Here is a 12,025-nt window from a genome sequence, read left to right on the forward strand (position 1 = left end):
GTGTCAATCATCATCACTTTCCCCGCCGCAGCAGGTGAACCGCCAGAAGCAGCGCATCCCATGGCAAGGCCGCCACCTCCCGCCCCCGCCAGAACCATCGCCTGCGCCAGTCCTGCGCGGCGGGTAGCCGTGGCGGCGGCACGGGACGAACCCGCCATCCCATCATGCGCATGAGCAGCAGGCAGCGCGGCAGGTGATAGGCGCTGGTGGCGACAGCTACCAGCCCGACATGTCCACGCTGGCGCAACAGGCGTGAGCAGGCGAGGACGGATGCAAGGGTGTCGCGGGCCGTCTCCTCAGCCAGTATGGCGTCGGGCGGCACCCCAGCCCCGACAAGCTGCCTTTCCATGACCGCGGCTTCTGTCAGGCCCGAAGGAAAGGATGGGCCGCCGGTGGGCATGTACATCACCCTGCCCTGCCCCATACCAAACACATGCGCGGCTGCGACACGCATGCGCAGGGTGCGCGTCGCCGTGCCATCAGGTCGCAGTCTTGCCCCGAATATGACGACGGGCAGAATGACCGTATCCCGCGCCATCGGGATCAGTGCGGCGCGCGCAGAAGCACCCGGTTGAGCGATTCCAGCGTGGTGAACACCTGCGCCCAGACTTTCGCGAACCGCGCGGCGGACAGGCCGCGTGTATCCATGATCGCCGCGATATCCCCCACTGTCCGTTCCCCATCAATCAGCGGCAGGATGCCCCGCGCCTGCGGTGGAAGAGGAACGGCGACCTGCAGGGTACCAAACGCGAAGGGCAGCCGATCATCCCCCCCCATCATGCGGGCCAGTTCGACGCCGGGTATCTCGCGCATAACGGGCACCGCATCCATTGCCAGCCCATTCGCGCGCCGTACGGGTTCGGATGCCCGACGCACATAGGCGACGTGGGTTGCCATATTGCCTGCGATATCCTCCGCCACGGCCTGACGGTCCCGTTCTGGCAGGGCCGCCACCCGTTCGCGCAGGCGCGGGTCCGCAAGCAGCAGGGCCGGATCGTAGCGCGCGGGTTCCATAAGGCATGTCGCAGCCAGTCCTGCCCGGTCCAGCAGGCCATGGAAGGCCGTGATGTCATAGGCCCGATCGCGCGGGTTGAGCAGCAGGTCATACAGGCCGGCGTCACCTCCGGTCAGGTGATCGCCAAAATTGGTGTTCTGCCGCAGCCATGCCGTTGCGGGCAGGTGCCGCATGACCCGCCGCGCCGTGTCCAGCCGCTGGGCAGGCGCCTCCCCCACCGGGGCAAGGCGTTCAAGCGCGTCCTGCAGCATATAGACGCCCGTGCGCCCGTACGGGGCGTAAACCATAAGTCCCATACCGCCACCGGGGGCCAGAACGGCCTCAAGTGATGCCAGACCAGCATCCGGATCGGGCAGATGATGCAGCACGCCGCAGCAGTCGATGTAGTCAAACGGTCCCGGTGCGATCGCGCCAAGGTCCGCCAGATCGCCCTGCACGAACCGCATGTTGTCCAGTCCGCGCACCTGCGCACGCGCACGGGCGGTATCAAGGGCTGCCGTGGAACGGTCCACGCACAGCACTTCCCCCTGCCGCCCCGCACGCGCCATATGGGTGGCCAGCATGATTGCGCCATCACCCGTACCGCACCCCGCGACCAGCACCCGCAACGGCAGGGACTGCGGGCGCATTGCACCGAAAACCCAGTAATCGATTTCCCGCAGGTGGCTGGGGCTGCCGATCAGCAGCCTGCCTTTTTCATCCCGCGGGTCACGCGCGGGATAGGGATACTGCTCGTACTGGGCCTGCAGGCCAGCGTCGCGCGTATCGCGGGCGCTGGCGTCATCCGTCGTGGGGCTGGTTGCCATGGTATCGGGTCTCAGCGCGGCAGCAGCTTGCCGCGCTGCCATGCCTCGGCAGCATCTTCGGCACTCATGCCTTCGGAACGCATGGCATGGTCCAGCGCGCTGACGACCTTGTTCCCCAGCGTCAGTTCATCGAGTTCGTCCATCAGGTCCGAATCCATTTCAGCCCGGATAGCGGAGCGCACCAGAATGCGGGCATCCTGTTCCGCGCCATAGGCCCCCTTGGGATCATCAAGCTGGATCAGGCGGTTACCGTAATGCAGGAAGGACGGCTGCCAGGCAGGAATGATCTCCGGCAGGCCGCTTTCCAGAATATGGGCGGCATGATCAAAAGCTTCCGCATCCGGACGGGCGGCAATAGTGAAGCCTGCTTCCGTCAGGTTATAGGCCGCGACAACCTGACGCACCCGGTCCAGAACGGAAGCCGGGGTCACGATTTCCCGCCCGACCGCGCCACCATCCGTTGCAAGCTGCGCCAGTGAGGTCATGCCGCACGCCGCGGCTTCCGGCAGGGACCAGCCAAAGGCGGGACGGTAAAGCTGACCGAAAGCCTGCATGCCCAGTTCCGGGGCCAGGAAGGCCGCATCAACATCCGGCAGCCATGCGGATACGAACAGGTCCACATCGCCACGGCGGACATGTTCCTCCATTTCCGCGCGGGGCGCCGATACATATTCTATTTCAAGATCATAGGCTTCCAGCACGCGTGCCACGGCTGCGGCCGATGCCTGCTGCACGGACGTATCCAGATGCCCGAGGGTCACGGTTGTCATGTAATCTCAACTCCTTGAAGGGGATGCGCGGCCTGTCAGCCCTGCAGTTGGGGAACCTGCACACGTCCCGTACGAACCGGCGCCTTGCGCGGGACGGATTTGGGGGGAATGGCGTAGTCAAACACGACAGTCGCGATGACATACGGCGCTGCGAATTTCTTGAATGCCTCATGCGCCGGGTCGAAATAGGCAGGATCGGTCACCACCGGGCGGCCAACATAGTAGTTGCGGTCCCCTTCGGAACGGAAGGTGACAAGGAATGCCTGCTGCAGTCCCTCATCCACCCCTTCCCCGCTGATCTGCGCGCCGGTTTCGATTGCCGCGACAACGGGGGAGCCATCCTCCCGCCGCGAGATCTGACCCAGCGCCATGAACCGCCGCACCACTTCCGCCCGCTGCGCGTCGGTAATGGTGGGCAGGAAACGGAACAGGACGATATGACGCACCGTGCCGGGATGGAAGCCTGCAGACGTAAAGACACGCAGCCCGATCTGGGATGCCATGAGCCGTTCCGCACGCGTGGCGTCGCTGATCTGCTCCGCTGCCACGTTACCCGTTGCCCCCGCGGCCGGGGCGGAAGCCGGGACTGTATCCGCATGAAGCGGCCCGGCGAATGAAAAACAGCCTGCTGCGAAAAGGGTGGCACCAACGGTATTTGTAAACTGAAGCTTCATCCTGCCTGTCTTTATTCCTGTATTGGGGTGGCGACCATCATGCCGTGGCCATAAGGCGCGCGAATTTGCGCTGGCGCATGCGCAGCAGGTGATACACCACCCTGGCGATCAGCGCATGCAGCCGACCATGGGGCGCCCACCCGATCGTCTTGAGGATCATCCCCGTCACCCGCACCGCGTGGCGCGGCTGATAGAACCGCAATGCGCGCGACATGTAGGCCGCGATGCAGCGTTTGTGGTCATAGGGCATGCCGGGCGGTTCGTTGGTGGTGTGGAAGGCGGAGGCCAGTTCGTCGTCCTCGCTTTCCGTAACCCGGCCCAGCGCAATGCGCGTGCGCTGCCATACGCCCAGATGCTCGCGCTGCAGGTAGCGGTGCATATGATCATAGAACAGCTTGAAATGCCGGTATTCATCCGCCGCGATCTGCTTGCAGATTGCCTTGAGCAGCGGTTCCTCCGTCGCATCGGCCAGCGCGGTATAAAAAGACGACGTACCCGTTTCCACCATGCAGCGCGCGATCAGTTCCCCCGTCCGCGACCCCCTGATGGACGCATCCACGTCCAGATCCAGCCGGTAGGACTGCCGGTACCGCTCGAACGCCGCCATGTAATCCCATGACGGATCGGCCATCATGGCCCACCGCCCCAGGGCATCGCCGTGCTGTACTTCTTCCTGCGCCCAGTTATCCGCCGCCTGGCTGAAATCGGGATCATCGGCAAAGACGTTCTTCAGGTATTGGGCGTAGTCAAGACCATTACGCTCGACAACCGATGCGGCCTTGATCAACGGGACAATATCGGGGTCCACCCGCTGCGGGTCGAAACGGTCCCAGTTCATCTGTTCAATGCGCCAGTGTTTCATCGCAACCTGTCTTCTGTCTCTTCTCCACCATGGCGCATAACGCACGCCCCTGCCGGGAAGGACATGACACATGTTTCATCTTTACGCCAATCCCGCGCCTGCCCCCTGTCATAGCAGGCGCATATCGTGCTAGGGGCGTTGCCCGACACCGCTAATAAGAAAGACAGATTGGGTCGCATATGAACATTCACGAATATCAGGCAAAGGCGCTGCTGCGCTCCTACGGCATGCCCGTGCCTGAAGGACGTGCTGCCACCACCACGGATGAAGCCATCGCCGCCGCCCGCGCGCTGGATGCTGCTGTTACCGTGGTCAAGGCACAGATCCACGCCGGCGGCCGGGGTGCCGGACATTTTGCCGACAGGCCCGAAGGCAAGGGCGGCGTACGTCTGGCCCGCAGCATCGAAGACGTTGCGGATGCGGCCGAAGCCATGCTGGGTTCGGTGCTGGTTACGCGCCAGACCGGGCCTGCGGGCCGTCTGGTGCGCACGCTGTATGTCGAATCCGGCTGCGACATCGCGCGCGAACTGTATTTTTCCATGCTGGTGGACCGCTCGACCGGTCGGCTGGTCATCGTGGCCTCGCCTGACGGCGGCATGGAAATCGAGGAAGTTGCGGCGAACACGCCCGAGCGCATCTTCAAGGAAAGCATCGACCCGGCAAAGGGCCTGTGCGATTACCAGTCGCGTGACCTTGCCGTGCGCCTTGGCCTGAAGGGCCGTGAAATCCGCGCCTTCCAGAACGTGGTGCGTGCGGCCTATACCGCCTTTACCGGACTTGACGCCGCGATCGTGGAAATCAACCCGCTGGTCGTGACCGGCGCGGGCGACCTGCTGGCGCTGGACGCGAAGATGTCATTCGATGACAATGCCCTGTTCCGCCATCCCGCCCTGGCCGAACTGCGTGACGAGAACGAGGAAGACCCCCGCGAACGCGAAGCCGCCGAATACGGGCTGGCCTATGTCGGTCTGGACGGCAATATCGGCTGCATGGTCAATGGCGCGGGCCTTGCCATGGCGACGATGGACATCATCAAGATGGAAGGCGAGGAACCGGCCAACTTCCTTGATGTCGGTGGCGGTGCGTCGAAGGAACGCGTTGCAGCGGCCTTCCGCATCCTGATCGCCGACCCCAAGGTACGCGGCATCCTTGTCAACATCTTCGGCGGCATCATGCGCTGCGACGTGATTGCGGAAGCCATCATCGCCGCATCGCACGAAACCGGCCTGAATGTACCGCTGGTCGTGCGTCTGGCAGGCACGAATGTCGAACGCGGCAAGGCGCTGCTGGCTGAATCCGGCCTGACCATCATCCCCGCTGACGATCTGGGCGATGCCGCGCGCAAGATCGTATCCGCCGTCCGTAATGCCGGAGCCTGAGTGAATGTCCATTCTTGTCAACAGTTCCACCAAGGTGATTACGCAGGGCTTTACCGGCGCGCAGGGCACCTTCCATACCGAACAGGCCATCGCCTACGGCACCCGCATGGTTGGCGGCGTGACGCCGGGCAAGGGGGACAGCCTTCACCTCGGCCTGCCGGTATTTGATACCGTAAGCCAGGCGCGTGAAGCCACGGGGGCCGATGCCTCCGTCATCTACGTGCCGCCCGCCGGTGCAGCCGACGCCATTCTGGAGGCGATCGCCGCTGGCATCCCCCTGATCGTGTGCATCACCGAAGGCATCCCGGTGCAGGACATGGTGCGCGTGCGCGCAGCCCTGGAATGTTCCGACAGCCTGCTGATCGGCCCGAACTGCCCCGGCATCATCACGCCTGATGAATGCAAGATCGGCATCATGCCCGGCCCGATCCATCGCCGTGGCCATGTGGGCATCGTCTCGCGCTCCGGCACCCTGACATATGAGGCCGTGGCCCAGACTTCCGCCATCGGGCAGGGGCAGAGCACCTGTGTCGGCATTGGCGGCGATCCGGTCAAGGGCATGGACTTCACCGATGTACTGGAACGCATGATCGCGGACCCGGACACGCATTCCATCGTCATGATTGGCGAAATCGGCGGCACGTCCGAGATCGAAGGCGCCGAACTGATCCGCGCCAGCGGCACGCGCAAGCCGGTCGTGGGCTTCATCGCGGGCGCCACCGCCCCTCCGGGCCGGCGCATGGGCCATGCGGGGGCCGTGATTACCGGTGGCCACGAGACCGCCAGCGCGAAGATCGAAGCCCTGCGTGAAGCCGGTATCCATGTCGCCCCCAGCCCGGCGGAACTGGGCACGACACTGGCGCGCGTTCTGGGCTGATCCCTTCTTCCGGCAATGACCCCATAACGATAAAAGTGTGGTCATTGCCGGTTTTGTATGGCACAGCCAGAACGGTTTTCCACCCCCTGACCGCCAGAGGATACCCGACCGATGCCCGACGGGAGCAGCCCGGACACCCTTCACGCGCATGCCAGCGCCACCAGCCTGCCCCCGGTAAGGACGGACTGGACGCGCGATGAAGTCGCGGCCCTTATGGCCCTGCCCTTCCCCGACCTGATCTATCGGGCGCAGACGGTCCACCGCGCGCGGTTCGATCCCACGGAAATGCAGATTTCCACCCTGCTGTCGATCAAGACGGGTGGCTGCCCGGAAGACTGCGCCTACTGCCCGCAGAGTGCGATGCACGAGGACGGCGGCGTCAAGGCCAGCCGCCTCATGGCCGTGGAGGAAGTGCTGAAGGAAGCCCGCGCCGCCAAGGCTGCCGGGGCCGCGCGCTTCTGCATGGGGGCCGCATGGCGCAGCCCGAAGGAACATGACCTGGAAACCGTGTGCGCCATGGTGGAAGGGGTCAAGGAACTGGGGCTGGAAAGCTGCGTGACGCTGGGCATGCTCGACAACAGGCAGGCGCACAGGCTGAAATCCGCGGGGCTGGACTACTACAACCACAACATCGATACCTCGCCTGAATATTATGGCGACATCATCTCCACCCGCACGTTTCAGGATCGTCTCGATACGCTGGAAAACGTGCGTGATGCCGGTATCAATGTCTGCTGTGGCGGTATTGTTGGCATGGGGGAAGACACCACGGACCGCGCGGGCATGATCGCAGCCCTTGCCAGCCTGCCCCGTCACCCCGAAAGCGTGCCCATCAACATGCTGGTCCGGGTGGAAGGCACGCCACTGGCCAAAAACACCGATGAAACGGTGGACCCGATTGAATTCGTGCGCACCATCGCCGCCGCCCGCATCACCATGCCCGCCAGCCGGGTACGACTGGCCGCCGGGCGTGAGGACATGACGGACGAAGCGCAGACACTGTGCTTCCTTGCGGGCGCCAACTCCATTTTCTATGGCGAGCGGCTGCTGACGACGCCAAATCCCGCCGCCACGCGCGACCGGCAGTTGCTTGACCGGCTGGGCATGCATAAATCCGATCAACACGGCTAACCCGACGCAGCCGGGCGCGGGACCGGCTGGGACATTTCCCGTGCTGGTCCCCTGCTGGCCGCGCGTAATACGAAATCTGGAATATGTCCTACACCGTAAAGGAAATCTTCCCTACCCTTCAGGGTGAAGGGGCGCAGGCGGGCCGCACGGCGGTATTCTGCCGCTTTGCGGGATGTAACCTGTGGTCCGGTCTGGAACGCGACCGGGCGCAGGCGACCTGCCGGTTCTGCGATACCGATTTCATCGGCACCGATGGCGTCAATGGCGGTCGTTTTGCGGACGCGGCACAGCTTGCGGATGCAATCAGCCGGGCCTGGCCCGTGCCGGATACCGGACCGGCCTTTGTCGTCTTTACCGGCGGTGAACCGCTGCTTCAGCTTGATGATGCGCTGATTGCCGCCATGCATGCCCGTGGTTTTGAAATCGCGGTGGAAACCAACGGCACCCTGCCCGCGCCCACCGGCATCGACTGGGTCTGTGTCAGCCCGAAGGCGGGCGCGCCACTGGTGCAGAAAAGCGGCGATGAGCTGAAACTGGTCTATCCGCAGCCTGACCTGCTACCGGAGCAGGTGGCGGATCTGAACTTCCGTCAGTTCTGGCTACAGCCGATGGATAACGCCGAACGCAACCGCAATACCGCCGCCGCGGTTGACTACTGCATGCATCATCCGCAATGGCGTCTGTCATTGCAGACCCACAAGCTGATCGGGATACCCTGAGCATGAGCGTTCCCCCTCCCCCCTCCCGCCCTGAAAACGAAGCCGCACTGGTCCTGTTCTCCGGTGGTCAGGATTCGGCCACATGTCTTGCATGGGCGCTTTCGCGTTTTGGCCGGGTGGAAACGCTGGGGTTCGATTATGGCCAGCGCCACGCGGTCGAACTGGAATGCCGCACCGCGCTGCGCGATGGCATGGCGATCGAAAATCCGGACTGGGCCGCACGCCTGGGCGCGGATCACACGCTTGACCTTGCCGCCCTTGGCACCGTATCGGACACCGCCCTGACGCGGGAGGCGGAGATCGCCCTGACCGAAGGCGGCCTGCCCAACACCTTCGTGCCGGGACGCAACATCATTTTCTTGACCTTTGCCGCGGCACTCGCGGCACGGCGCAATATCCGCCATATCGTGACCGGCGTGTGCGAGACGGATTATTCCGGCTACCCGGACTGCCGGGACGATACGATGAAGTCGCTTCAGGTCACGCTCAATCTGGGCATGGACAGCCATTACATAATCCATACCCCGCTCATGTGGATCGACAAGGCCGAGACATGGGATCTTGCCCTTCAGCTTGGGGGCAACGCGCTGGTCCGCCTGATCAACCATGAAAGCCATAGCTGTTACCTTGGCACGCGCGGCACGCTGCACGCGTGGGGACATGGGTGCGGAACATGCCCGGCCTGCCAGTTGCGCAAGGCGGGATGGGAACGGTTCGTGGCACAACATCCCCATGTTTGAACTGGTCTTTACCCGGCGCTTTTCCATGGCGCACCGGTTGCTGGCGGGGGAGAGCGAACGCTGTGCCCTGCCGCATGGTCATAACGAATACGTCCGCGTCAGCCTGCGCGCCACGAATCCCGGCGTACTGGACGGCCACACCAATATGGTCCTGCCGTTCCAGCGCGCAAAGGAAAGATGGCACCGCTTCATCGATGAACAGGTCGATCACGCGCTGCAACTGTCCGAACATGATCCCCTGCTGGACTGGTTCGGCAGGAACGAACCACAGCGCGCGCGGCGCATACTGGTAACACCGGGCGACCCGACGACGGAACTGCTGGCCTGCCTGCTGATGGCCAAGCTGAATGCTTTCCTTACCGATGATGGCGGCCTGCTGACCTGCGCCAGCATCGAGATCGAGGAAACACCCACCAACACAGTCCGGTACACCGGCAATCCGTTTGCGGTGCTGCCGCAGCCGCGCCCCGCCCCGAAATGCTGGTGGCGACGTGCGGACATGACCATTGCCGATACCTGATCCCCTTTCCTGAAAGGCACTGCTTTATTTATGTCCGCTCTTGCCCGTTACCGTGAGGAATGGTTCGGCAACATCACGCGCGATACGCTGGCCGGAATGGTCGGCACGTTCGCGCTGATACCCGAAGTCATCGCATTTTCATTTGTTGCGGGCGTGGACCCTGCGGTCGGGCTGTATGCTTCTTTCGTAATCAGCGTCGTCATTGCCCTGACGGGGGGCAGGCCGGGCATGATTTCCGGTGCGGCCGGATCAGTCGCCCTTGTGGCCGCAGCACTGGTGCGCGGGCACGGCGTGCAGTACCTGCTGGCCGCGACACTGTTGTGCGGGCTTCTACAGGTTACGTTCGGCGTGCTCAGGCTGCATGTTCTCATGCGCTATGTCTCACGTCCGGTGCGGACGGGCTTTGTCAATGCACTGGCCATCCTGATCTTTTCCGCGCAGGTTCCCCACATGCTGCATGTGACATGGCACAGCTACGCCATGATCGCGCTGGGACTTGCCATCATCTATTCCGTGCCGCGTGTCTTCTCCGCCATCCCGTCGCCGCTGATCTGCATTGTGGTGCTGACGGTCATTTCCATCATCTATCCCATGCCACTGCATACCGTGGCCGATCTTGGTCGCCTGCCGGACAGCCTGCCGCATCTTGTCTGGCCTGACGTGCCGATGTCGCTCGATACGCTTGAAATCATTGCACCCTATGCGCTGGCCATGGCTGCGGTGGGCATGCTCGAATCCATGATGACCGCGCGCGTGGTTGACGACCTGACCGAAACCACCAGCAGCAAGCGGCAGGAATGCACGGGTCTGGGTCTGGCCAATATCGCGGTCGGGCTGTTTGGTGGCATCGCCGGCTGCGGCATGATCGGCCAGACGGTAGGCAACCTGCGTTACGGTGGCCGGGGGCGGTTATCCACCTTCGTGGCGGGGGCATTCCTGCTGTTGCTGATGGTCGTGCTGCGCCCGTGGGTGGCGCAGGTGCCGGTCACGGCACTGGTCGCGATCATGATCATGGTGTCCGCCAGCACATTCTCCTGGTCGTCCCTGCGCGATCTGGCGCATCATCCACGCACCACCAGCGTCATCATGCTGGCAACGGTCGCTGTCGTGGTCGGCACGCATGACCTTGCGGCTGGCGTGGCGGTGGGTGTCCTGCTGAACGGCCTGTTCTTTGCGTTTCAGGTTTCCAGCATGCTTGACGTCAGCAGCACGATTTCCGGCGATGGGACCACGCGTACCTATGTGGTGAAAGGGCAGATATTCTTTGCCTCCACCGATGGTTTTACAGATGCTTTCGACCTGCACGACACGACCTCCAGCAAGGTCATCATCGACCTGACCCATGCCCATCTATGGGACATGACCGCCGTGGGCGCGCTGGAAGAACTGGTGGGCAAGATGAAGGCCCGGGGCATGCTTGTGGAGCTTGACGGACTGAACAGCGCCAGCGCCACGCTGGTGGCACGCCATACCACGCTGCTGCCGCGTGATGAGGTATAAGACGCCTTACCAAAAGGCTTCTGTGCGATTTATCAAATGTTTGTCGGGCGGCCTTCAATGGCTGCCCATTGACCGACTGATGGAAAAAGGGCCTGTCCGGCTATAAGCTGGACAGGCCCTTTCCCATTGGACAAGCCGTTTTCAGACCGGCCTATTTCTTGCGGGCTGGAGCCGCGGGCAGCACGAACGGGTCAACCGCCGCCGATGATCCGGCCTGCCGTGCCCAGCGTTCAGCCGCAACCTTGTCACCTGCCTGCCCTGCGCTCTGGCTGGCGCGGGTGTAAAGCTGCGCGGCGGCCTGCGCATCACCTGCCTTGCTGGCAGCCGCTGCGGCGACACCCAGTGCACGCGCCATATCGCGGTAATCCACCTGTTGCTGGCGGATTGTCGCGGCCTGCAACGCATCCTGCCATGCTGTCCGGGCACTACCACCCGTGGCAAGCAGGTTGCGGGCGGCCATTTCCATGGCATCCGCACTCCAGCCTGCGGGCACCTTGCCCGTCAGCGTTGCAAAATAGGCCGCAACCGATGCCAGCGTGGCCTGATCGCCCCCATCATCTGCGATCAGCCCACGGATGAACTGGCCTTTTTCCGCAATATCCACATCCTGCGCCGCTGCCGCGCGTGCTGCGGCGGATGCCGCTTCCGCATTGCGGCCAAGACGGTACAGCGCCCCGGCCTGCACCAGATCCAGTCCGGCATCATCCCCGGCCTGCCCGCGCACCTGCAGCGCAGAACGGGTAGCCGTGATGGTGGCCAGAGCATCCTGCGGCCTGTTTTCGTCCAGTTCGACCGTCGCAAGATTATAGCCTGAATCGCCTATGGCCGTGACATCATCACGCGCGATCGCACGCTCACCTGCCGCGCGATACTGCTGTTCGGCTACCGAAAGACGTTCCAGACTTACGGCGTCACGGGCCGTCTCCATGTCCTGCGACAGGGTGCTGTCGGTAGGGGATGCCGCTTTTTCACCCCCGCCACATCCGGCCAGCGCAAGCATCAGACCCAGTGCCACATAGTCTTTTTTCATGA

13 protein-coding genes are annotated in these 12,025 nt (G+C 63.4%); 7 read left to right on the plus strand and 6 right to left on the minus strand.

Annotated features, from left to right (window positions below):
- Nucleotides 1-13: 13 nt before the first annotated feature.
- The 5 genes from ACBR42_RS08630 to ACBR42_RS08650 are packed head-to-tail and all read right to left on the minus strand — an operon-like array spanning nt 14 to nt 4,127.
- Nucleotides 14-538 (minus strand): YdcF family protein, encoded by a 525-nt coding sequence (locus tag ACBR42_RS08630; RefSeq protein WP_371207741.1) that lies wholly within the window; start codon nt 536-538, stop codon nt 14-16.
- Between the two features lie 5 nt (nt 539-543).
- The gene (locus tag ACBR42_RS08635; protein ID WP_371207742.1) at nt 544-1,821 is read right to left on the minus strand and encodes a class I SAM-dependent methyltransferase; all 1,278 of its coding nucleotides are present in this window, start codon (nt 1,819-1,821) and stop codon (nt 544-546) included.
- Nucleotides 1,822-1,832: 11 nt separating this feature from the next.
- Nucleotides 1,833-2,591: a glycine betaine ABC transporter substrate-binding protein gene (locus tag ACBR42_RS08640; RefSeq protein ID WP_110547243.1), complete on the minus strand. Its 759-nt coding sequence runs from the start codon at nt 2,589-2,591 to the stop codon at nt 1,833-1,835.
- A gap of 35 nt (nt 2,592-2,626) precedes the next feature.
- A complete protein-coding gene (locus tag ACBR42_RS08645; protein ID WP_371207743.1) occupies nt 2,627-3,265 on the minus strand; it encodes a Dabb family protein in 639 nt (212 codons plus the stop codon).
- Nucleotides 3,266-3,302: 37 nt separating this feature from the next.
- Nucleotides 3,303-4,127 carry an acyl-ACP desaturase gene (locus ACBR42_RS08650; protein WP_110547241.1) on the minus strand — a complete coding sequence of 275 codons (825 nt, stop codon included), beginning with the start codon at nt 4,125-4,127 and terminating at the stop codon, nt 3,303-3,305.
- Between the two features lie 179 nt (nt 4,128-4,306).
- On the opposite strand from ACBR42_RS08650, the gene sucC reads away from it, so the two are divergent.
- The 7 genes from sucC to ACBR42_RS08685 all read left to right on the plus strand — a co-directional run bounded on the left by sucC (nt 4,307) and on the right by ACBR42_RS08685 (nt 10,993).
- Nucleotides 4,307-5,506 (plus strand): ADP-forming succinate--CoA ligase subunit beta, encoded by a 1,200-nt coding sequence (gene sucC / locus ACBR42_RS08655; protein ID WP_102324311.1) that lies wholly within the window; start codon nt 4,307-4,309, stop codon nt 5,504-5,506.
- A gap of 4 nt (nt 5,507-5,510) precedes the next feature.
- A complete protein-coding gene (gene sucD, locus ACBR42_RS08660) occupies nt 5,511-6,383 on the plus strand; it encodes a succinate--CoA ligase subunit alpha (RefSeq protein WP_132303449.1) in 873 nt (290 codons plus the stop codon).
- 111 nt (nt 6,384-6,494) lie between these two features.
- The gene (gene bioB / locus ACBR42_RS08665; protein ID WP_371207745.1) at nt 6,495-7,514 is read left to right on the plus strand and encodes a biotin synthase BioB; all 1,020 of its coding nucleotides are present in this window, start codon (nt 6,495-6,497) and stop codon (nt 7,512-7,514) included.
- 83 nt (nt 7,515-7,597) lie between these two features.
- Nucleotides 7,598-8,233: a 7-carboxy-7-deazaguanine synthase gene (gene queE / locus ACBR42_RS08670; RefSeq protein ID WP_132303445.1), complete on the plus strand. Its 636-nt coding sequence runs from the start codon at nt 7,598-7,600 to the stop codon at nt 8,231-8,233.
- 2 nt (nt 8,234-8,235) lie between these two features.
- On the plus strand, nt 8,236-8,973 hold the full coding sequence (gene queC / locus ACBR42_RS08675; RefSeq protein ID WP_102324315.1) for a 7-cyano-7-deazaguanine synthase QueC: 738 nt from the start codon (nt 8,236-8,238) through the stop codon (nt 8,971-8,973).
- Entirely contained in the window at nt 8,966-9,493 is a 528-nt protein-coding gene (locus tag ACBR42_RS08680; protein ID WP_371207746.1) for a 6-pyruvoyl tetrahydropterin synthase family protein, read from the plus strand. The genes queC and ACBR42_RS08680 overlap by 8 nt, the downstream gene beginning before the upstream one ends.
- 30 nt (nt 9,494-9,523) lie before the next feature.
- Nucleotides 9,524-10,993, plus strand: coding sequence for a SulP family inorganic anion transporter (locus tag ACBR42_RS08685; RefSeq protein WP_371207747.1), 1,470 nt, complete (start codon nt 9,524-9,526; stop codon nt 10,991-10,993).
- A 151-nt stretch (nt 10,994-11,144) separates the two neighbouring features.
- Here ACBR42_RS08685 and ACBR42_RS08690 read toward each other — a convergent pair whose 3' ends face one another.
- Entirely contained in the window at nt 11,145-12,023 is an 879-nt protein-coding gene (locus tag ACBR42_RS08690) for a hypothetical protein (RefSeq protein WP_371207748.1), read from the minus strand.
- Nucleotides 12,024-12,025: the final 2 nt, after the last annotated feature.

The organism is Komagataeibacter sp. SM21, assembly GCF_041402665.1.
GTDB lineage: Bacteria > Pseudomonadota > Alphaproteobacteria > Acetobacterales > Acetobacteraceae > Komagataeibacter > Komagataeibacter saccharivorans.

Excerpts from the sequence above, each read along its gene's own strand:
- ACBR42_RS08635 (WP_371207742.1), bottom strand. The coding sequence starts at position 1,821 with ATGGCAACCAGCCCCACGACGGATGACGCCAGCGCCCGCGATACGCGC.
- ACBR42_RS08645 (WP_371207743.1), bottom strand. The coding sequence starts at position 3,265 with ATGAAGCTTCAGTTTACAAATACCGTTGGTGCCACCCTTTTCGCAGCA.
- bioB (WP_371207745.1), top strand. The coding sequence starts at position 6,495 with ATGCCCGACGGGAGCAGCCCGGACACCCTTCACGCGCATGCCAGCGCC.
- ACBR42_RS08640 (WP_110547243.1), bottom strand. The coding sequence starts at position 2,591 with ATGACAACCGTGACCCTCGGGCATCTGGATACGTCCGTGCAGCAGGCA.
- queE (WP_132303445.1), top strand. The coding sequence starts at position 7,598 with ATGTCCTACACCGTAAAGGAAATCTTCCCTACCCTTCAGGGTGAAGGG.
- sucD (WP_132303449.1), top strand. The coding sequence starts at position 5,511 with ATGTCCATTCTTGTCAACAGTTCCACCAAGGTGATTACGCAGGGCTTT.
- sucC (WP_102324311.1), top strand. The coding sequence starts at position 4,307 with ATGAACATTCACGAATATCAGGCAAAGGCGCTGCTGCGCTCCTACGGC.
- queC (WP_102324315.1), top strand. The coding sequence starts at position 8,236 with ATGAGCGTTCCCCCTCCCCCCTCCCGCCCTGAAAACGAAGCCGCACTG.
- ACBR42_RS08650 (WP_110547241.1), bottom strand. The coding sequence starts at position 4,127 with ATGAAACACTGGCGCATTGAACAGATGAACTGGGACCGTTTCGACCCG.
- ACBR42_RS08685 (WP_371207747.1), top strand. The coding sequence starts at position 9,524 with ATGTCCGCTCTTGCCCGTTACCGTGAGGAATGGTTCGGCAACATCACG.
- ACBR42_RS08690 (WP_371207748.1), bottom strand. The coding sequence starts at position 12,023 with ATGAAAAAAGACTATGTGGCACTGGGTCTGATGCTTGCGCTGGCCGGA.
- ACBR42_RS08680 (WP_371207746.1), top strand. The coding sequence starts at position 8,966 with ATGTTTGAACTGGTCTTTACCCGGCGCTTTTCCATGGCGCACCGGTTG.
- ACBR42_RS08630 (WP_371207741.1), bottom strand. The coding sequence starts at position 538 with ATGGCGCGGGATACGGTCATTCTGCCCGTCGTCATATTCGGGGCAAGA.